We start from the raw sequence: 20,036 nt of genomic DNA, 5'->3' as shown, positions 1-20,036 counted from the left end.
GCCGGCGGCCCGCCGCGCGAGGGGGCGGGGATCAGCCGGGGTTGGGACCGCTCAGCGTGCTGGGCGTGACGGCGATCTCCACCCGGGGCGTCTGCTCCGCGGCGGTGTCGGGCGAGAACAGCGCCATCCCGGCCAGTACGGCGGCGAAGAAGGCCACGCTGCCGGCGATCAGGCTCGCCACCCGGGGGCGGCGGCTGACGAACCGCCGGGCCCCGGCCACCCCGGTCGTCCGCGCGGGAGCCGCCGCCCGCCGCCCGCGCCCGCCCTGCCGGGGGCCGTCGGGCAGCGCGTACGTGGTGGCGGTGCCGCCCTCCGCGGCCGGCAGCGGCCCGGGCGGCGCCTGGCGCCCCGCACGGGACGCCGGCCGGGCCGCCGCCCGGGACGAGGGCCGCGACGCGGACCGGGACGAGGGCCGTGGAGCGGCGTGCCCGGCGGCGGTGGAGGCGTACGCGGCCGGGCCGGCGGGCGCGGGGGCGTGCGCGGGACCCGGGCGCGGCGCGGACCCCGCCGGGCCGGGAGTGTGCGCCGGGGACGGGTCGGGAAGCGACTGCGCCCGCCCCTGCCAGGCGCCCGAGGCGAACCAGTCGGCGACCTGCTGGGCCGACGGCCGCTCCTCCGGCTGCTTGGCGAGCATGCCCAGCAGGTAGTTCTCGAACGCGGGCGGCACGTCCACCCCGAGCCGCAGCGGCGGCACCGGCGCGGTGTCGATGTGCTGGTACAGGATCGCCGTCGCGGTGTCGGCGTGGAACGGCGGCCGCCCGGTGAGCAGTTGGTACAGCACGCACCCCAGCGAGTACACGTCCGAACCGGGCCCCGCCGGCCGCCCCAGCGCCCGCTCCGGGGCCAGGTAGAGGCTGGTGCCCACGATCTGCCCGGCCTGGGTCAGCGCGGCGGCCGGGTCGTCGACGAACCGGGCGATGCCGAAGTCCCCGAGCTTCACCGTCCCGTCCGCGTCCGCCATCAGGTTCCCGGGCTTGATGTCCCGGTGCACGATGCCCTGCCGGTGCGCCACCGCCAGCCCCGCCGCCGTCTGCGCGGCCACGGCCGCCACCCGGGCGGCCGGGAGCGCCCCGGCCGCGGCCAGCTCCTGCGCCAGGCTGCGGCCCTCCACCAGCTCCATGACCAGGTAGAAACGGCCTTCCCAGGCCCCGAAGTCGAAGACCGCCACCACATGCGGATGGCTCAGCCGCGCCGCGGTCTGCCCCTCCAGCCGGAAGCGGGCGGCCGTCTGGGAGTCCGAGTCGTCGCCCAGGAGCAGCTTGATCGCCACCGGCCGGCCCAGCACCTCGTCCGTGGCGCGCCAGACCTCTCCCATCGCGCCGCGGCCGATGGGAGTCTCCAACCGGTACCGATCCGCCACCAGCACCCTGTGCACCTGCCTGATTCGATCGATCCACCGGCCCGGCCGCCGCCCCGGCGCAACTGCGCCGGGCGGCAGGGGTGATGGGAGAGTCCGCGACGCGCTCAGGGTACCTACCGCCGGCCGCGCGCACTGCGGCACCATCGGCGTACCGCATCCGCAGTACCGCGGTCAGGACCAGGCGCCCTGGCCGCGTGTCACGCCGTCCCACCGCCGTCCCGCACCCCCGTCCCGCACCACAGCACCGCGCCGCCGAACCGCACCGCCGTCCCACCCTCTGGAGTCCCACGTGCCCCAGCAGTCCCCCAGGCCCTTCCTGTACGTCGTCGTCTGCGCCTCCGGCATGGCGCCCGGCGTGGGGGCGCTCATCACCGCCGCGCAGGACCGGGGGTGGGACGTCGGGGTCGTCGCCACGCCCCTGGCCCTGGGCTTCATCGACGCGGCGGCCGTCGAGGCGCGGACCGGACACCCCATCCGCTCCGCCTGGCGCCGCCCCGGCGACCCGCGCCCGCTGCCCGACCCGGACGCCATCGCCGTCGCCCCCGCCACCTTCAACACCATCAACAAGTGGGCCGCCGGGATGGCGGACACCCTCGCGCTGGGCATCCTCTGCGAGGCGTACGGCTTGGGCGTCCCCACCGCCGTCCTGCCGTGCCTCAGCGCGGCCCAGGCCGCCCACCCCGCCTACCCGCGCAGCCTGGACGCCCTGCGGGAGATGGGCGTACGCATCGGCGGCCGGGAGAGGGAGTTCCGCTGGGAGGAGGCCCTCGAACTGCTCGACATCCGCCCCCCGGCGGCCGGTTGAGACCTACCCTGGGACAGGGAGGTGCCGATGCGGGCGCTCGTGGTGGGGGTCGAGTCCTACGAGGCGGGGACGGCCTGGGACCTGGACGGCCCGGTGCGCGACGCCCTCGGCCATGTGGCCTGGCTCCGTGAACTGGGCCTCGAACCCGGTGACATCACGCTGCTGCTCTCCCCGCTCACCCGCAACGCGGACCTCGCGGCCGGCGCGGGCCTGCCGTACCGGCCCGCCGACCGCGACACCGTACATCGGGTCCTCGCCCGCGAACTGGCCGCCGAGCGCAGCGACTGGCTGTTCGTGGCCTGGTCCGGGCACGGACTGGTCGACGCCGACCTCGCCCGGCGGCTGCTGTTCGCCGACGCGGTCCAGCAGGACCTGCGCTGCCTGGACGTCGAGGCGGCCCTCGCCCTCTACCGCTCGGACGGCGCCCCCGGCCACCCGCGCCAGCTGTGGCTGCTCGACGCCTGCCAGACGTACGCCGGTACGGCGGGTACGGCCGGGGCGCTGCGCCCCGACCCGCTGCCCCGGGCGACCCCGCGCCAACACGCGGACCAGTACGCCCTGTTCGCCTGCGGGCCCGGCGAGACCGCCCGCAACGGCCTGCGGTCCGGCCGGTTCAGCGCCGAGGCGCTGCGCCTGCTGCGCGCCGACCCGGAGGCCCGCACCTCGCCCATGCGGCTGGCCGACGCCCTGCGCCGGACGACCGGGACGGCCACCTCGCTCTGGTTCGACGGCGACGGCGGGGCGATCCGGACCCGCGGCGAGGCCCCGTCGTCTCCGGAGACGCCCCCGCTGCCGGAGGCCCCGGCGGGCCCGGCGGCCGGCGCCGTCCCGGCGCCCCGGCGTACGCCCCCGCGCCGCCGGAGACTGGAACTGGCCGACAAGCGGCGCCTGCACGACGCCCTCCACGCGGTGGAGGTGATGCGCGCCCCCGGCTCCCGCGACCTCGTCATCCGCTCCCTGCCCGACCCGATCGCGGGCAGCGTCCCGCGCCGGGCGGAGGCCAGGACGGAGATCCTGGGTCTGGTCGACACCTGTGTGAGCTTCGCCGACGGGCTGACGCACCTGTGGGAGGCGGTGTCCGTGGTGGACCCGGGGACGGCCGCCCTGGACGATCTGCTGGACGTGCTGCGCGACTACCCGGAGTGGTTCACCGAGCCTGCCGCGGACGGGGGTTGAGGCTCCGCGATTCGGCCACGGGCGCCCCGCCGGGCCCCAGGCTGTCCGGTAGCGCATGTTTCCCGCGGTGGCGCCTTGGGACATCATGTAAGGGCGGCGGATCGAACACCGCTCGGACACCGGGGGAGGTCTACGGCAGTGGAAAAGCCGGAAACCGCCATCACGTCGGACCTGCCCGATCTCACGGGCACCTCCTTGGAGGAGCTGCGCTCCCGGCCCGACGAGACCAGAGCGGTTGCCAAGGCGCGGCTGCTGGTGGACGCCGGACGCTCGGCCAGGAGCATGTCGCCCGGCTCGGAGAACAGCTGGACCGCCTGACCGCCCGCCCGGCACCCCGCGGAAGGTCCGGCGCCCGCCCGGCACCCCGCGGGAGGCCGGACGCCTGACCGCCCGCCCGGCACCTCGCGGGACGGCCCGACGCCCGCCCGGGCGGCGACACAGAGGGACGGTATGCGCCCTGACCCACTGCGCCGAGCGGAGTCGCGGCACTCACTGTCACCCCGTCACTTCCGGGAGCTGGCCCGCGCCGAGGGCGGCCACGAGGCGCTGACCTGCCTGTCCCGGGCCGAGTACAGCCACCGCCTGCTCCTGTTCGACCTGCTGATGGACGCCCTCACCCCGCTGGCCGGGGTGACCGGCCCGCTGCCCGCCGCCCAGCGGGCCTGGGACCTCCTCGCCGTGGCGCAGCGCCACCGCCCCGCCGCCGTGGAGGAGCTGCTCCTGCTGCCCGAGACGGGCCTGTGGCTCAACCGGCTGCTGGCCCGGCTGCGCGCCCCCGCCCGGTCGGGCACCCCGCTGTGGGCGGACACCGGGCACCTCCACGCGCTGGCCGTGGCCGCCGCCGTCCGCGCCGGGCTGCCCTTCTCCTTCCCCGTCCCGGCCCACCACGGCAGGGTGGCCCTGCCCACGCTGGGCGTGGCCCGGCTCCCCGTACCCCACCGGCCCGGCGCCGCCGCCTGGGACACCGCCGAGGTCCGGTCCTCCGGCGGCCGGGTGACCGTCGGCGGCCGCGGCGGGCGGACCCGGCTGCCCACCCGGCCGGACCGGCCCGCGCCCGGCTGGACCCCGGTGCGCCGCGTCGCCCTCGCCCCCGGCGGCCCGCGCCGGGTCGTGGTGGACGACCTCGGCGCCCACCGCACCGCCCCGCTGCCCTACGGCGCCGCCACCCGGCTGACCCCGGCCGCGTACACCGCCTGGAGCCGGCTGCTCTCCGACGCGTACGCCCTGCTGACCGAGGTGGACCCGCCGACCGCCGCGGCGGCGGCGCTGCTGCTGCGCTCGGTGCAGCCGCTCCCCGCCCACGAGCCCTTCCGGGTCCGGAGCGTCACCAGCGGGCACGGCGTCGGCGGCATGGCCTCGTCCCTGCCCGAGTCGGCCGCCCAGTGCGCGGCGACCCTGGTCCACGAGCTGCAGCACAGCAAACTGAGCGCCCTGCTCCACCTGTGCCCGCTGTACGAGGCGGAGGGGACCCCCGCCCGCCACTACGCCCCCTGGCGCGACGACCCCCGGCCGCTGGGCGGCATGCTCCAGGGCGCCTACGCCTTCACCGCCGTGGCCCGCTTCTGGACGGCGTACGCCGCCCGCCGCCCCGAGGCGCCGGACAGCGCCGTCGCCCGCTTCGACAGCGCCCTGTGGCGTACGCACCTGGCGCGCACGGTCCCGGACCTGGCCGCCGACCCGGCGCTCACCCCCGCCGGGCGCCGCGCGCTGCCGCACCTGCTGGACGCCGTGCGGGAGCTGGGCACCCCCGGCGGCGGCCCCGAGGAGCGCCTCGCGCTGCGGCTCGCCGCCGACCACCGCGCCACCTGGCGGGCCGCCCACCTCCGCCCCTACCCGGGGGACGTGGACGCCCTCGCCGCCGCCTGGACCGCCGGCGCCGCCCGCCCGCCCGGGCTCCCGGACCGGCGCCTGCCGCCGGAGGACGCCGGGCACCGGCTGCTGGACGCCCGCGCCATGCTCGTACGCGTCGGGCTCGCCGACCCGGGCGCCCTCGGCCGGCTGCGCGACACCCGCGGCGCGACCGTGCCCGGGGTCGCCGGGGCGAGCCGCGCCGACCTGCTGTGGGCGTGCGGCGACGCACCCGCCGCCCGCCGCCTCCACCTGCGCGACCTGCCCCGGCGGCCCGCCGCGTGGACCGGCCTGGGCCTCGCCCTCGCGGACACCGGCGAGGCCCCGGAGGCGGTGGCCGCCCTGATGGCGCACCCCGAGCTGGCCGCCGCCGTCCACCGCACGGTGACGGCCCGGACGGGCCGCGCCCCGGACCCGGTCGCCCTGGCCCGGTGGCTGGGCCGGGGCTGAGCCCCCCGGACGGGAGTCCCGGACGGGCGTTCCGGACGGGTGGCTCAGACGGGCGTCCCGGACGGGCGTCTCAGATGGGCATGGGGTCGATGTCGCAGTTGGCGCGGCGCCAGGCCAGCATGTCCGCGCACGCCGGGTGGCTGTCCCCCAGCGCGGCCCGGACCCCGTCGATCGCCGCTCGGTGCAGCTCCTCCGCCTCGCCCGTACGGCCGAGCGCCCGCAGGTCCGCCGCGGTGTTGCCGCGCAGCACCAGCACCGTCGGGTGCTCCTCGCCGAGCGCCTCGACCAGCAGCGGCAGCGACCGCTGGTCGAGGTCGAGCGCCCCGGCCGCGTCGCCCTGCGCGAACAGGTCGTTGGCGAGGTTGACCGCGCAGATCAGCGTGTGCGGATGGGCCTCGCCGAGCTTGTCGCGGAACCGGGCGAGCGCCGACTCGTTGAGCTTGCGCGCCTGGTCCACCCGGTCCAGCAGCCGCAGCGTGATCGCCGTGTTGGCGTCCGCCGCGGCCGTGTGCGGATGGTCCAGCCCGAAGATCTCCGCGTACAGCGCCCGGGTCCGGTCGCCCAGCTTCAGCGACTCCTCCAGCGAGCGGTTCTGCCGCAGGTCGATCGCCAGGTTCAGCGACGCCTGGAGCGCGTCCGGGCTGCGCTCCCCGTACCGCTCGACCAGCGCCCCGCGCGCGTTGCGGGTGTTGGCCTCGGCGGCGGCGTGGTGGCCGGCCTTGCGCTGGGCGACACCCAGGCGCGCGATCGCCTTCAGCGTGTTGGGGTGCAGGTCGCCGAAGGTGTCGCGGTAGATGTCGATCGCTTCCTCGTACGCCTTCTCGGTCGCGAGGTAGCCGCCCAGCTCCTGCTTGTCCAGGTGGAGGGACGCCTCCGAGCTGAGCGTGGTGGGCGCGTCGGCGCCGAACAGCTGGACCTTGGTCCGCCAGCTCGCCCGGTCCAGCTCCAGCGCCCGCGCGTACAGGCCGTTGACGCGCAGGGTCACGCCCAGGTTGTGGGCGTGCAGCAGCGTTTCCGGGTCCTCGTCGCCGTACGCCCGTACGGCCCGCTCGTAGACGGCCTCGTCGAACTCCAGCGCACCCCGGAAGTCGCCGCGCGCCCGCCGGTCGCCCGACACCTGCCCCTTGACGCGCAGGTACTCCTCCTCCAGGTCGGGCCCGGCGCCCTCCAGCGTGGCGAGCATCCGCTCGCCCAGCTCGGCGGCCTCCTGGTAGCGGCCGTCGCGCCACAGCACGAACCGCAGGTGCCGGCCGAGCACCAGGGTCTGCTGGTCGTCCTCGCCGAACAGCCGGCACCAGTCGGCGTACGTCTCACGGGCGAAGTCCAGCGCCGCCGCGTGGTCGCCCCAGTAGAAGAGGTACTCCGCCACGTTGTGCACCATCTGGCGGACGTTGCGGTGCGGCGACAGCGCCGCCTTGGACGCGATGACGTGCGGGTACAGCTCGCCGAACCGCTGCCAGTTCCCCGGCGCCTGCGGGTCGCTGGGGGCGTTCGCCGCGAGCAGCAGATGGGCGCCGTGCCGGAACCTGCGCCGCTGCTCCTCCGTCATCCGTGCCTCGAGCACCGCCTGCACCAGCCGGTGCATCTGGATCGAGTTGGTGCGGTGGTCGATCTTGGCCAGGGAGTACCGGCTGATCTCCCGGATGGCGCGGCTCAGCCGGATCGGGTCGGTGAAGATCCGGTCCAGCTCGGGCGCGATCGGCTCCGACACGGCCGTGGAGAAGAACTGGCGGTTGACCGGCTCGGGCGCGAAGTAGGTGCACAGCTCCAGCAGTTGGATCGCCCCGGCGTTCTTCCCCTCCACATGGTCGAGCGACACGTTCCACGCGGTGGCGACGGTCTTCTCGTACTGGGTGGGCGGTGACACCGCCATCAGCTCGGCGGCCTTCTCCTCGAACACCCTCCGGTACTCCGCCGGGGGCATTCCCGTCTCCGCGCGCCACGCCGACGCCTGCTCCACCGCGAGCGGCAGGTCGCCGAGGATTTCCGCGAGCATGTCCGCGTCCTCGTCGGACAGGTCGGGATTACGCCGCCTCAGCAGCTGGATGCTCTCTTCCCGTTCGAACACATCGACCTCGAGGGGATGGGCCAAGGTGTTCCATTGAGGGTTGCGCGATGTCACGATCACGGAGCCTACCGGTCCGCCTTCCGGTGCGCTCGGGAAGTATTCCTGCACGGCCGCCGGGCTTTCCGCGTTGTCGAACACCAGTAGCCAGCTGTTGTACGGATTTCCGGTGCGCAGCGCTTCCAGTACGGCGGGCACGGCGGTAATGGCCTCGGAGCTGACCGGGAGGTGGAGCCGCCGGGCCAGTTCGACGAACGCCTGCTGAATTTGGGTGGTCCGCTCGGCGGGGATCCACCATACGACCTGGTATTCGGACGCGTGCCGGTAGACGTATTCCAGGGCGAGCTGGGATTTCCCCACGCCGCCCATTCCGTGCAGGGCGTGCGGGAGGACGGCGGTGGGGCCCCGGCGCAGCCCGTTCTCCAGGGCGACGAGCAGTTCCTCGCGGCCGGTGAAGACCACGTTCCTGGGCGGCATGTTGCCCCAGACCGTGGGCATCGAGGGCCGTCCACCCCCTCCGGCCGAGGGCTGCTGGGCCGGGGTCTGTGCCGGGGCGGGGACCGTGCTCACGTGGGGGCCTCCAGACGGGGGAATGGTGCTGTCGCTGTTGTCGGGGAGTGTCTCATCGGAGGGACCCGGCGAAACGCTGGTCCGGTCGTTCGAATGAGTGGTCCCGATGCGTGCGCCGAGCCGTGCGGCGCGGCGCAGATGGGAACCGGAGATCGCTTGCAGTGCGGCGTGTTCGGCCTGCCGGAATCGGAGATTGTCGGCGGTCTCCTCGACCGCGTCGAGCGGGTCCGGGGATTGCTCCCCGGGCGCTCCGGCGAGCGGGCGCGCGGTGTTCTCCAGGTAGTCCAGCAATTCCCTGGCCGCCTCGTTGTGCGGGGCCAGGAATTCGGCGGCGGTTTTCAGCGCCCTTTCGGTGGCGGTTCTGCTTCCGGCCGCGAGCAGTTCCTCCCGTACACCGTCGGTGAAGAGGTACGAATGCCCGCCGCAGCCGGGCAGCGGTTCCACGAGAGGGCTGATGAGGAGTTCCGCCAGATGGGCCTCGGTGGCGCGCGGCATGGTGCGCCGGCGCACCTCCCGCATGGTGTCCAGGTCGAGCTGGACGGCGGCCAGCCGGGTCGCCAGGTCGAAGGCGTCCAGCGACGCCCGGTTGCGGTAGCGGGCCACCAGCTCGGCCGCCGAGAGCCGCCGAACGGGGGCCGCCCCCGGGGCCTCCAGGGCCTCTGGGGCCTCTGCGGCCTCCGGGGCCTCCGGGGAGGCGGAGCCCGGGAAGGCGGACGGGCGCGGTGGCAGGGCCCGGCCGGACGGCCGGGCGGGCGTCCGGGCGGAGGCGAGGACCGCCGGGAGGTCCGCCCAGCGGGGCGTGGTGCCGGCCACGAACCGGGCCCACGGGTCGAGCCATTCGGGGCTCAGCTCCAGCACCGGGACGGCCACCACCCGGCCGGGCGCGTCCGGCAGCAGGGACGCGGCGAGCGGTTCGGCGGGCGCCCACTGGACCTGGCCGGCCGCCGCCCCCCGGCCCTGCGCGCGCAGCCGCACCCGGACCGGGAACAGCCCGGTGCCCGGCCACAACCGCTGCGGCAGCGTCTGCACCACGGCCACCGGCTGGGAGCCGCCCCACCGGGCCGCCAGCCGCTGGGCGGCACCGGACCGCCAGGCGGGCGCGGCCCCGTCGGTCAGCACCAGCACGATCGTCCGCCCCGTGGGGTCGGTGAGGCCGCCCGGGGGCCGTTCCCGTCCCGGCCGGCCCGCCCGCCCGGGGCCGCGCAGCACGGCCCGCCCGGCGTCGGCGGTGTCCAGGGTGAGGACGTCGACGTCCCGCAGCCCGCCGTAGGTGCGCAGCGCCGCCTCGAACCGGTCGACGGCCGGCTGCCAGAGCGCCATGTGGGGGGCGCTGTCCACCACCAGGACGGCGCTCCACCGCCGCTCCGGCTCCGGCGCCGTCACGGGCGGCAGGTGCGGGGCCAGGGCGATCCGCTCGGCGGTGGCCGGCTCGTCGAGCCCTTGGGCGTACGCCGATGCGAGGTGGGTGCGCAGGGGGCGCAGGGCCCGCCCGAAGTCGCGCGCATCGGGAGGGCGCGGCACCGGTCCGGCGAGGGCGCGGGCCCGCGCGAGTGCGGGTGCGTGCAGCGGCCCGTGGCCGGGCGCGCCGGTGGTGCCCGGGCCCCCCGGGAGCGGTAAGGCGCCACCCGGCGCGGCGCCTTCAGGCGCGTCGGGCGTGAAGGTCTCCGGTGAGCCGGGTGAGCCGGGTGAGCCGGGTGTGGGGTCGCCGGGGGCGAGTGCGTCCGGGGCGGGTTCGTCCGGGGCGAGGGTGGTACTGCCGGGTGCGTCGCCGTCCGGGGGCGGGTCGTCCGGGTCGTCGCCGCGGGCGCCCCGGTGGTCGGTGGCCGATTCCCGCCGCCCGTCCTCCCGGTCCTGGGCGTGGTCGTGGTCGTGGTGAGGTGCGTCCGCGTCCGGCGCGTGCTCCCCGGCCCCCGGCCCGTCCGCGAGCCAGGGGTGGTGCGCCGCGAGCCAGACGGCGTCGGCGACCTCCCACGCGTACAGACCCGTGACGGGCGGGCCGCTCTCGGGTGCGGCGATGCGGCCCGGTGGGTCCGCCGGGCCGTCCCGTCGGTGCCGCCCTTCCGCACCACGGGCCGCCGAAGTGTCGCCGGTCACGCCGTATCCGCCCCTTCACCACCCAGAGGGTGCCAAATGGCGGAGAGGACCGCTTGCCACTCACCGGCGTCGCCGCCGCCCGGTTCGTAGAGACCGGAGGTCGCCAAATGGGCGGCATTCAGCAACTGGTCGGCGGCCAGTCCGCCCACCCGGGCGCTGCGCCGGAGGAAATCCTGGATCAGCTCGTCGCGCCCCGGTCCGAGCCGGTCGCCGAAATGCCCCGCGACCAGCTCCGCCAATGTCTCCGCGTCCGGGTCCGGAATGTCGAGCCGGAGGCACCGGCGCATAAACGCCTCGGGGAACTCCCGTTCGCCGTTGGAGGTCATGACGACGATCGGGAAGGTGTGCGCCCTGACCACCCCTTCCTCGATGACGGCGGTGCCCCCGGGATCAGCCGTATGGACGGTCGCCGTCGGCTCGTTCCGCTTCACCCGGACGAGTGGCGGCACGTCGAACCAGGCGTCCTCGAAGAGGGTCAGCAGGTCGTTGGGGAGGTCCGCGTCGCACTTGTCGATCTCGTCGATGAGGACCACGCGGGGCAGCCGGTACGGCAGCAGGCCGGTGCCCAGCGGCCCCAGCTGGACGTAGTTCCCGACCCCCGGCCGGTCGCCGCCCGCCCCGCCCTGGCCCTTGCCGTCGTGACCGCCGTCCCCCTGGACGTGCTCACCGTCACCGCCGGCGTCGCGGGCTCCTGAGTCGCGGGCTCCGGGGTCGGCGGCCCCGGCGGCGCGGACCTCGTCGTGCGTCGCCTGGGCGCGGCCGATGGCGTCGTACTCGTACAGTCCCGAGGCGAGGGTGGTACGGCTCGTCACCGGCCAGTGGAGCACCCGCCCCAGCCGCAGCTCCCGTGCGATCCGGTACGCCAGACCGGACTTGCCCACCCCGGGCCGGCCGCTGACCAGCAGCGGTCTGCGCAGCAGCAGCGCGGCGTTGACGAGGCGCACCTCCTCCGGGCGGGGGGTGCGCGGTCTGCCGGGCGGGCCGAGGCGCCGGTCGGCCTCGTCGTCGTCCGGTGGCTGGGGCATGGTCGCCGGGGCGCGGAAGTGCCGCCAGGGCGGGCCCTCGGGCCAGGTCCTCGACTCGTACGGTTCGTCCGGCGACAGCTCCCCGGTGCCCCGGTAGAGCGGCCCGCCGTTGTGCGCCGCGTTCACTCGGTCCCCCCTACAAAGGTGGCGGGAGCGCTCTGCCCGCCCTCGAGAATCAGCTCGGGGTCGTCCCAGATCATGCTCAAGGACCGGATCGCTTCGGCGTCCCGGTCGGTCACGGCGCTCGCCCCGCCCGCGGCGGTCCTGGTGGCACGCACGGCGACGTCCGACTTCCACTGTTGCGCACGCTCGGGGAGCCCTGCCAGTCCCTCATTGGCCAAGGTCTCTCGGATCATGCTGCGGAACACCTCCGACGCCGGGTCGTCGCGGTGATACACCACTATGGGTACCCCGAGGTCGAGAGCACGACCCATCTCCCTCAGCCCCAGCTCGGTGTCCCGGTGGGGCGGTCTGCTGAGCACCATCGCCACCACGTCGTCGTCCCGCCCGATCTTGGCGTCCAGCAGGGCGAGATGCTCCGCGTCGGTCAGCGTCTCCGGGTCGCACTCGTGGACCAGGCCGGGGCCGCCGGTGCGCCAGTGGGCCCAGCGGGCCCGCCAGGCGTTGTGGTAGCGGGTGCGCTGCACCCGTTCCAGGCTGTGCAGCAGGATCTCCCGGTAGCGGCTCAGCAGGGAGTTGGGGAAGCCCAGGGACGGGTCGCGGTCCCACCACTCCACCGGCTCGGTCAGCAGCTCCGCCGGGAGGAAGAGCTCCAGGGCGGCGTTCTCGGCGCGGGAGTGGCGTAACTGAGTCATGTGCGTCAGCAACTCTGCCACAGTGAGCGGGAGTTGGGTGCGGGTCACCGGTTCGCGCGGTTCGGTGTGCGGATCGCGGTGCAGGGCCTGCGAATCGGTGTACTTCACGCATGCGGAGACGTGGTACCGCTGGGCGCGGGCGACCCGCCGGCGGCCCACCCCGCCCTGCGGGGTGCGGTCCGGCTCGACCTTGACGTAGATCCTGATCAGCGGCCTGCCCGGCCGGACCGGTGCGGCGGCCCCGGTGCGGGCGGGCACGGGGGCCGTGCCGGCCGGGGGCTCGTCCACGGGGGCGGCGCTCCCGCCGGGCGGGGCGCCGCTCAGCCGGGTGCGCAGGGCCAGCAGGGGACCGGTCAGATGCCACTGGCGGGCGAAGTGGTCGTTCCAGCCGCGTAACTCCCCGACTCCTGCCGCGACTTCCGGGCAGAGCGCGGCCGTGTGCTCCAGGAAGGCCATGGCCGGCATCAGGGCGCCCGCCCGGCTGTTGCGGTCGGCGAGGTGGACGAACGCCTCCCACGGGGTGGCGCAGTGCTCCGGCAGCGGTACGAGACCGTCGGTGGCGCGGTCCACCAGGGCGCCCAACTCGGACACCGGGGTCTCCAGCACCCGCCGCAGCGGCGCCCAGTCGGGCCCCGGGAAGGCCAGGCGGGCCTTCCACTCGGCCAGCAGCAGGAACAGCGCCGGCTCCAGCGCGGGCGTGACCAGGCAGGTGGCGTCGACCAGCCCGTCCATGCCCCCGTCCAGGGCGGCGCAGTTGTGGACGACGCTGAGGAACTCCTGGCGCGGCACCGTGAAGCTCACGGCGGTCAGGCCCGGAATGTGCTGGTGCACCATCTGGCGCCACAGCTCCCTGCTGCTGTCGTTGATCAGCCGGACGGCCGGATCCTCCAGCGCGTCGACGAAGGCGCGCAGGATCCGCAGCTGTACGGCGTCGAACCCTCCCGTGGCGGCCACGCGCGTCCCCCCTCGCACCGTGCCGTGTGCTGTCGGCCGATCCTTCCCGTGATGTGTCTGCCCGTCTGGTTTCCCCGTCGGAATTCGCCAGGGGTCTCCCCGTCGGATCTCCCCGTGGGATCTCCATCGGATTCTCGTCGGACGGCCAGGTTAGGCCGTTCGCCGCTCACCCGGGGAGCGCTGTGGAAAACTCCCGGAAGAACATGTCATTGGCCCAGTACGCGCTGTGGGCCGCCGACACCGGCTGCCCGTTGTCCACCTCCACGTCGGTGACCCGGGGATCGTGCCCGAAGGCACCGGAGGCCAGGTAGGACAGCAGGTCGCGGCGGTCGTAGATGTTGAGCCAGCGGGGGAAGCGCCGGGGCAGCCCGGTGCCGTACGGCAGCGAGGGCAGCGCGTCCAGCTCGTACAGCAGCGGTGCCTGCGAGCCGACCGTCACCAGCAGGTCCACGGCCAGGCCGGGCGGCGGGTCGGCGAGCAGGTCGACGGCGATGATCCCGCCGAGGCTGTGGCCGAGGACCACCACCGGGCCCTCGCCGGGCAGGGCGCGGATCGTGGCGGCCACATGGTCGCGCACGGCCTGGCCCCGGGTGAGGTAGCTGAGGACGTCGCCGAAGAAGCCGACCGAGCGGCCGCTGATCGCACCGCGCCGCGCGACCAGCATCCGGGAGCCGAGGGAGCGTTCGAAGAGCCGGGCGGAGAAGCCCAGCGCCGAGACCAGCAGGTCGCTCAGGCCCTTGATGTCGCCGCCCAGTTCGGCGGTGAGCGTGTCGGCCAGGTCGTCGCGCGCCGCGACGGGCACCTCGCCGGGCGGGCGCCCCGAGTGGACCAGCGCCCAGGCGGTCAGCGCGCGGGCGGCCAGCCGGGGCAGGGCGTCCCCCTCGGGGGCGGCCGACGCGGCGGCGCGGCGCAGCGCGGGCGAGGCGAGCAGCGCGGCGACGGCCTCGGTGAGCGGTACGGAGGGGACGGCGGCCGCCCAGGCGGCCCGCGCCGCCGGTGCGGCGTCCAGTCGGCCGACCAGGTCCAGCAGGGCGTCGCCCGGGGCCGCGGCGCCCGGGACGAAGGCGGGCGCCGCACTGCCCGGGGGCGGGCCCGCGAGGGCGTAGGCGTCCAGCTCGGCGAAGGGGTCGGCGTACAGCATCGCCCAGCGCAGCCGGGCCTCGTCGTCCTCCCGGGTCTCGTCCCCGTCGAGGGCCTCGTCCTCGCGGGCGGGGACGAGCCCGGCCGGACCGGTACCGGCGGCCGCCCCGGCACCGGCCGTCCCGGGGCCCGCCGGGCCGGCACCGGCCGGCGCGTACCCCGGGATCGAGACGCCCCCGGCGCGCAGGTAGGAGCCGAGCGGGGTGCCCCAGTCGCACGGCTCGACCCGGGCGTCGGGCCGCACGCGCGCGAGGCCGGCCCGAACGGCCTCCAGGGCGGTGGTGTAGGACGGCTCGCGTACTCCTGTGCCGTGCACGAACAGGACCCTGACCATGTGCCCCCCAAGTCGCTTGTCCACAAGCCTGGTTCGGCGAGTTTAGGGCTCCGGGGGGTCAGAGGGAGGGCGTACGCGTGACTGTCCGTCCCAGGGCCGTCGCCGCCCTGGCGAACACGGCCGCGTCCAGGACGGCGGCGCCGCCCGGGTCGTTGTTGAAGTACACGTACACGTCGTCCCCGTCCGGCCAGGCGTCGGCGATCCGCCCCGCCCAGGACGCCAGCGCCCGGCGCCCGTACCGGGGCCAGGGGCGGGCCGCCCCGGCGTGGAACCGCACGTACCCCCAGGGCGCCGTCCGCCACAGCGGCGTCACCGGCCGAGAGCCCCGGTCGGCCCAGCACAGGGCGGCGCCGTACCGCTCCAGTACCGTCCGCAGCTCCCGCTCCTCCTCCCACCACGACGGGTGGCGCAGCTCGACGGCCACCCGGACCGAGCCGGGAAAGCAGCCCAGGCAGGTGTCCAGCGCGGCGACGTCCGCCCGGAAGTTCGGCGGCAGCTGGACCAGGAGGGGCCCCAGCCGGTCGCCGAGGCCCTCCGTGCGGTCCATCAGCCGGCGTACCGGCTCCCGCGGATCACGCAGCCGCTTGATGTGGGTGAGGTAGCGGCTGGCCTTCACCGCCATCGTGAACCCGTCGGGGGTCCGGTCGTGCCAGGCGGTGAAGACCTCCGTGGTGGGCAGCCGGTAGAAGGCGTTGTTGTTCTCCACGGTCGCGAAGTGGCGCGCGTACTCCTCCAGCCACAGCCGCTGCGGCAGCCCGGCCGGATAGAGGCCGCCGCGCCAGTCCGCGTACTGCCACCCGGAGGTCCCGACGTACAGGGGCATACCCCCATGGTGTCCGGTCAGGGGCGCTTCCACCACGCGGCGGAGGCGTCCCGCAGGGTGTTCGTCCCGCAGTGCACCTCGCCCATGCCGAGGTGGTACGTGTACCAGTCGTCGATGTACGACACCTTCAGCCCGGCGCCCGTGTAGGCGGCCGTCACGGCGGTGGTGAAGATGTCCTTGCCGCCGATGACCGGCCCCCACTGGCGCGGCGCGAGGTAGCGGTCGCCGCCCAGCAGGACGCCGTTGACGGCGCCGGGGACGTACGCGCTGGTCATCACGGTCCCGGGACCGGCGGCCCGGCCGTCCCGGCGGGTCAGGTTCTTCTGCTGGCCGTACTCGGTGACCGCCTCCGGCACCTCGCCGGCGCCCAGCCGCGACAGCCGGGGCATCCGGTCGCCGCGCTCACCCACCTGCTCCTTGCCGCGCGTGTACAGCGCCGGCACCCGCACCACCTCGGCGTCCGTGACGCCCGTCTCCCGCTGGAGCACCGCCAGGTTGGCCCTGATCCGTGCGGCGGCCATGGTGTTGTCGGCGATCAGCTCCTTGGAGGCGAGCGCCTGGTCGATGGTCTCCCTGGGGGCGTAGCGCTCCACGGAGTCCGGCACCGAGAACATCTTGGTCCTGCCGTGGCCGGCCTTCTGCGCGTCCCGCAGCAGCCGCAGGCCCGCCTCCGGGTCGGCGACGCCGATCCGCCACCCGCGCGGGGTGCCGGGCGCCGGGAGGAACTGGACGAACTCGTCCACATGGCCCACGTGCAGCCATGACGTGTCCAGCAGCAGCGGGTCCTGGAAGCCCTGCGAGGCCAGCATCGTCCGCATCGCCTGCGCGGGCTTGGACCCGTCGTCCTTGCGCTCGCCCATGATGATGCGCCCGGCCGGGAAGGACCTGCCCTTGTGCGTGTACGGAGGGACGGTCTCCAGGTTCCCCATCGAGTTGAGGGTCCACTCCTCCGAGTCCCGCACCCCGGAGACCTGGACGACACCGACGCCGTTGCCGCGCAGCTTCTCGAACAGCTCGCGGCCGGCCTCCCGGTCGGGCTGCGCCGAGCGGATCATGACCCGTATGGCCTGGCGGCGCCCGTCGGGGCCGGTCATGCTCACGTATCCCGGCTCGACGAAGTCCTGCGCCCAGACGTCCTGGTACTTGTCGAAGGTGACCAGCGGCGCGGTGACCCCGGCGGCCTTCGTCTCCTTGGCCAGGGCGCTGACGAACGCCTGCTGACGGCGCTCGTAGTCCTCCTTGCCTGCCACCTTGGTGACCAGCACCTGCTGCGTCTTCTGCAGGTGGTGGTGGGTGAGCAGCGGCGCCACGCGCAGGGTGATGTCGTCCGAGCCGGCCGGGCGGCCCGGTGCGGTCACCGTCAGGCGGATCACGCCGCGCCCGTCCCAGACCTTGGCGTCGCGGACGATGTCGGTGCTCTCGACGCCGAACTCCAGCCCGGCGCGCAGTTCGGCGGCGGTGAGGCGGGTCTTGCCGGTGACGTGCGCCCAGCCGCCGGCGCGCTTGACGAACACGCGCGTGTGCTTCCCGCCGACCGGGACGCTCACGGAGCCGGTCGCGGTGGCGGGCAGGCCGGGTATGGCCGCCGCGCGGACCCGGGCCAGGTCGGCGAGGTCGGCGTTGCCGTTGACGATCGCGTCGGCGGCGTCGTTGCAGGCCGCGAGCTTGGCGTCGGTCAGGGGCTTTCCGCCGGGTCCGGCGGTCGGGCATCTCTTGGTGTCGTCGTCGATGTTGGGCAGGAACACCGCGCCCCGGTCCGGGGTCCAGGTGTCCTCGCCCGTGGTGTCGGTGGTGCCGGTGAGGTCGATCCGTCCGTCCCGGTTCACGTCCGCCCGGAGGTCGACCGGGGGCGGGGCCGGGGCGGCGGGCGCGGAGAACGCGGGTGACGCGGGCGCCAGGACGGCGCCGATCACCGTGAGGGCCAGGGCCGTCCGCCCCGGGGTGCTCGTAACCACCATGCTTCCCTTCGTGGGAGGTTGGGTTGCCGAGCCGGAAGAGGGCAAGCGGGGGGCGGGAGTTGCCTGGCGGGCGGATTTCGGGCGGAACCCGGGGCCGGTCATGCGCGAGGGGCCGCCACCGGTGGGTCCGGTCGCGGCCCCTCAGGTCGTCGCGGGGTCGGTGTGGGTGGCGCGTGGGTTACCGCACGGCGGAGAGCGACATGACGATCCCCTGCGCGAACTGGGTGGCCCCCGACATGCCCAGCTGACCGGCCATGGCGACCGGGCCGCTCACGCCGGTGACCGGGCCGGTGACGCTGCCCAGCGGCCCGGCGGCGGCGCCCAGCGGGTCGGTCGCGGTGTCGGTGGGTGCGCCGGTGGCGCCACTGGGCTGGTCGGTGGCGCCACCCGGGAGCCCGCCGGGCAGCCCGGGGAGTCCGGGGAGTCCGGCCGGGAGCTGCGCGGGGAGTGCGGCGGGGAGCTGGGTGGGCAGCGCGGCAGGCAGCGCGGTGGGCAGTTCCGCGGGCAGGGCGACCGGGAGGCCGGCAGGGGCGCCGCCGGGGAGGCCGCCGACCGGGGCGGCGACCGCCTGGGCGGTGCCCGTGGCGCCGAGGGCCAGGGCTGCGGCGCCGGCGGTGACGGCGAGGGCGCGGACGGAGAGGCGGCGGGGCGTGGAGGCGTCGTTCGTGGCCATGGGCTTCTTCCGGTGTGGACGGTCTGCGGTACTTCCCCAACGCCCTCGTCCGACCGGAGGGCACGGTTCCGGCCTGCTGGTGGCGCCGCGCGGCGCCCACGCGGCGCTCTCGTGGCGCCTTCGGGGTGCCACGTGGTGGCGTGATGGCGCCATCTGGCGCCAGTAGGGCGCCAGAGGGGGTTGCGGTGGCGCCATGATGGTGCCACTATGGCGTTATGGACCTCACGCCCTATGTCGAACACCTCAGGCAGGAGCTGGCGGTCGCCGCCGGCGCCGGCGGTGACGACGCCCGCGCCCTGGCGGAGCGGCTCACCGCGCCCCTGGAATCGGCCACCCGGCTCGCCCTGTTGAACGCGCTGTCCGCAGCCATGGACGAGGTGACCCAAGACCTCGCCCCGGGCTCGGTCGACGTCCGGCTGCGGGGCCTGGACCCCGAGTTCGTGGTGACGCCACCACCGGTCCATGTGGCGTACGAGGACGGGGGCCACCACCCGGTGGCCCCTCCCGCCGCGCGGCCGGCCGAGGCGCCGGCGGCCCCGGACCGGGTGGCGGAAGGTGCCGAGGGCGGCACGGCCCGCATCAACTTCCGGTTGCCCGCCCACCTCAAGTCCAGGGTGGAGGACGCGGCGGGCCAGGAGGGCCTGTCGGTCAACGCCTGGCTGGTACGGGCGGTGACGGCGGCCCTCGAACCGGGCGCCGCCGACCAGGGGCCCGCCCCCAGCCGCCACCGCCGCCCGCAGGGCTTCACCGGCTGGGTCAGATAGCGGCTCCGCCGCCCGCAGGGCTTCACCGGCGGGTCGGACAGCGGCCCCGCTCCCCGGAGCGCCGACCGGTGCTCCGGACCGCTCCCCGCCGCCCGGAGCGCCCGCCGGTGCTCCGGACCGCTCCCCGCCACCCGCATGAACACCCATCACAGTCACGAGGACGGGACAGCCATGCCTACTTTCGACACCCCGGAACCGATCACCGTCACCCTCGAGTTCGACGTCGGTACCGTCCGGATCACGGCCGGGGAGCGCACGGACACGGTCGTGGACGTCCGGCCGAGCGACGGCACCGAGGAGAACGACGTCAAGGCGGCGGAACAGACCAGGGTGACCTGCGCCAACGGACGTCTGGACATCAAGGGGCCCCGGAAGCGTTCCGTCTTCGGCAGGAGCGGCTCCATCGAGGTGACGGTCGCCCTGCCGGCCGGGTCCCATCTCGAAGGCAACGCCCCCGCGGCGGACTTCCACTGCGAAGGCGTCTTCGGGAAGTGCCGCGTCAAGACGTCCGCCGGTGACATCCGGATCGAGGAGGCCGCCTCGGTGAACCTGAGGACCGGCCACGGGGACATCCGGGTGGACCGCGTCGACGGCCCCGCCGAGATCGCCGGCGCCGGCCGGGTGGACCTGGGCGAGATTACCGGCGCGGCGACCGTCAAGAACGGCAACGGCGAGACGGTCGTCGGCGAGATCACCGGAGAGCTGCGCGCCAACGCCTCCAACGGCCGCATCTCCGTCGGCGTCGCCCGTGCGGGCGTCGACGCCAAGGCCGCCAACGGTGCCATCCGGATCGGTGAGGCAGTCCGGGGCCGGGTGGTCCTGCAGTCCGCCGCCGGGGACCTGGAGATCGGCATCCGGGAGGACACGGCCGCGTGGCTCGACGTCCACACCCGGTTCGGCAACGTCCAGAACGACCTGGGCCCCGCCGGCGGCCCCGGGGACGCGGCCGAGACAGTCGAGGTCCGCGCCCGCACGGGCATCGGGGACATCGTGATCCGCCGCCCCTGACCGGGGGCGGAGGTACGCCCGGGGGCGGTGCGGGGGCGGAAGGGGGCGCGGGGCGGCTGGTGTTGGGCGCCGACTTGCGGGCGGGTGCCTGATGTTGGGCGTTGCCTGGGGCGCTCGGTCCGCCCGGGGGGTCTGGGGCGCCTGGGGTGTCTGGAGCGTCTGCGGCGCCCGGTT

At 75.5% G+C, this 20,036-nt stretch carries 14 protein-coding genes; 6 read left to right on the top strand and 8 right to left on the bottom strand.

The features are described from left to right. Window positions 1-31: 31 nt before the first annotated feature. The gene (locus tag ACF08D_RS21595) at window positions 32-1,342 is read right to left on the bottom strand and encodes a serine/threonine-protein kinase (RefSeq protein WP_392224362.1); all 1,311 of its coding nucleotides are present in this window, start codon (window positions 1,340-1,342) and stop codon (window positions 32-34) included. 361 nt (window positions 1,343-1,703) lie between these two features. On the opposite strand from ACF08D_RS21595, the gene ACF08D_RS21590 reads away from it, so the two are divergent. The 4 genes from ACF08D_RS21590 to ACF08D_RS21575 all read left to right on the top strand — a co-directional run bounded on the left by ACF08D_RS21590 (window position 1,704) and on the right by ACF08D_RS21575 (window position 5,639). Next, window positions 1,704-2,165, top strand: coding sequence for a flavoprotein (locus ACF08D_RS21590; RefSeq protein ID WP_392224718.1), 462 nt, complete (start codon window positions 1,704-1,706; stop codon window positions 2,163-2,165). Between the two features lie 27 nt (window positions 2,166-2,192). Next, window positions 2,193-3,341 carry a hypothetical protein gene (locus tag ACF08D_RS21585; RefSeq protein ID WP_392224361.1) on the top strand — a complete coding sequence of 383 codons (1,149 nt, stop codon included), beginning with the start codon at window positions 2,193-2,195 and terminating at the stop codon, window positions 3,339-3,341. A 138-nt stretch (window positions 3,342-3,479) separates the two neighbouring features. After that, window positions 3,480-3,659: a hypothetical protein gene (locus tag ACF08D_RS21580; protein WP_392224360.1), complete on the top strand. Its 180-nt coding sequence runs from the start codon at window positions 3,480-3,482 to the stop codon at window positions 3,657-3,659. A gap of 132 nt (window positions 3,660-3,791) precedes the next feature. Continuing rightward, window positions 3,792-5,639: an HEXXH motif domain-containing protein gene (locus tag ACF08D_RS21575; protein WP_392224359.1), complete on the top strand. Its 1,848-nt coding sequence runs from the start codon at window positions 3,792-3,794 to the stop codon at window positions 5,637-5,639. A 70-nt stretch (window positions 5,640-5,709) separates the two neighbouring features. On the opposite strand, the gene fxsT is transcribed toward ACF08D_RS21575, so the two are convergent. The 7 genes from fxsT to ACF08D_RS21540 all read right to left on the bottom strand — a co-directional run bounded on the left by fxsT (window position 5,710) and on the right by ACF08D_RS21540 (window position 18,090). Beyond that, window positions 5,710-10,368: an FxSxx-COOH system tetratricopeptide repeat protein gene (fxsT, locus tag ACF08D_RS21570; protein WP_392224358.1), complete on the bottom strand. Its 4,659-nt coding sequence runs from the start codon at window positions 10,366-10,368 to the stop codon at window positions 5,710-5,712. Continuing rightward, window positions 10,365-11,519: an AAA family ATPase gene (locus ACF08D_RS21565; protein WP_392224357.1), complete on the bottom strand. Its 1,155-nt coding sequence runs from the start codon at window positions 11,517-11,519 to the stop codon at window positions 10,365-10,367. Before ACF08D_RS21565 ends, fxsT begins: the two co-directional genes overlap by 4 nt. After that, window positions 11,516-13,162 (bottom strand): hypothetical protein, encoded by a 1,647-nt coding sequence (locus ACF08D_RS21560; protein ID WP_392224356.1) that lies wholly within the window; start codon window positions 13,160-13,162, stop codon window positions 11,516-11,518. The genes ACF08D_RS21565 and ACF08D_RS21560 overlap by 4 nt, the downstream gene beginning before the upstream one ends. A gap of 166 nt (window positions 13,163-13,328) precedes the next feature. Beyond that, complete coding sequence (locus tag ACF08D_RS21555; RefSeq protein WP_392224355.1) at window positions 13,329-14,618, bottom strand: alpha/beta fold hydrolase; 1,290 nt, start codon at window positions 14,616-14,618, stop codon at window positions 13,329-13,331. Window positions 14,619-14,694: 76 nt separating this feature from the next. After that, window positions 14,695-15,459 (bottom strand): DUF72 domain-containing protein, encoded by a 765-nt coding sequence (locus ACF08D_RS21550; protein WP_392224354.1) that lies wholly within the window; start codon window positions 15,457-15,459, stop codon window positions 14,695-14,697. Between the two features lie 17 nt (window positions 15,460-15,476). Beyond that, window positions 15,477-17,417 carry a protein-arginine deiminase domain-containing protein gene (locus ACF08D_RS21545; RefSeq protein ID WP_392224353.1) on the bottom strand — a complete coding sequence of 647 codons (1,941 nt, stop codon included), beginning with the start codon at window positions 17,415-17,417 and terminating at the stop codon, window positions 15,477-15,479. A 178-nt stretch (window positions 17,418-17,595) separates the two neighbouring features. Beyond that, the gene (locus tag ACF08D_RS21540) at window positions 17,596-18,090 is read right to left on the bottom strand and encodes a hypothetical protein (protein WP_392224352.1); all 495 of its coding nucleotides are present in this window, start codon (window positions 18,088-18,090) and stop codon (window positions 17,596-17,598) included. Window positions 18,091-18,305: 215 nt separating this feature from the next. Between ACF08D_RS21540 and ACF08D_RS21535 the strand changes: the two genes are divergently transcribed. After that, window positions 18,306-18,854, top strand: a complete 549-nt coding sequence (locus ACF08D_RS21535) for a hypothetical protein (protein WP_392224351.1) — start codon at window positions 18,306-18,308, stop codon at window positions 18,852-18,854. A gap of 171 nt (window positions 18,855-19,025) precedes the next feature. Continuing rightward, entirely contained in the window at window positions 19,026-19,862 is an 837-nt protein-coding gene (locus ACF08D_RS21530) for a DUF4097 domain-containing protein (protein WP_392224350.1), read from the top strand. The last annotated feature ends 174 nt before the right edge of the window (window positions 19,863-20,036 follow it).

Source organism: Streptomyces sp. NPDC015131 (genome assembly GCF_043079975.1).
GTDB lineage: Bacteria > Actinomycetota > Actinomycetes > Streptomycetales > Streptomycetaceae > Streptomyces.
Note: the sequence above shows the minus strand (reverse complement) of the source record. Positions and strands in the feature narration are given on the sequence as shown.

What these genes read in the sequence shown, in the direction of transcription:
- ACF08D_RS21590 (WP_392224718.1), top strand. Translation starts at nt 1,704, where the DNA reads ATGGCGCCCGGCGTGGGGGCGCTCATCACCGCCGCGCAGGACCGGGGG.
- ACF08D_RS21585 (WP_392224361.1), top strand. Translation starts at nt 2,193, where the DNA reads ATGCGGGCGCTCGTGGTGGGGGTCGAGTCCTACGAGGCGGGGACGGCC.
- ACF08D_RS21575 (WP_392224359.1), top strand. Translation starts at nt 3,792, where the DNA reads ATGCGCCCTGACCCACTGCGCCGAGCGGAGTCGCGGCACTCACTGTCA.
- ACF08D_RS21550 (WP_392224354.1), bottom strand. Translation starts at nt 15,459, where the DNA reads ATGCCCCTGTACGTCGGGACCTCCGGGTGGCAGTACGCGGACTGGCGC.
- ACF08D_RS21545 (WP_392224353.1), bottom strand. Translation starts at nt 17,417, where the DNA reads ATGGTGGTTACGAGCACCCCGGGGCGGACGGCCCTGGCCCTCACGGTG.
- ACF08D_RS21540 (WP_392224352.1), bottom strand. Translation starts at nt 18,090, where the DNA reads ATGGCCACGAACGACGCCTCCACGCCCCGCCGCCTCTCCGTCCGCGCC.
- ACF08D_RS21535 (WP_392224351.1), top strand. Translation starts at nt 18,306, where the DNA reads ATGGACCTCACGCCCTATGTCGAACACCTCAGGCAGGAGCTGGCGGTC.
- ACF08D_RS21530 (WP_392224350.1), top strand. Translation starts at nt 19,026, where the DNA reads ATGCCTACTTTCGACACCCCGGAACCGATCACCGTCACCCTCGAGTTC.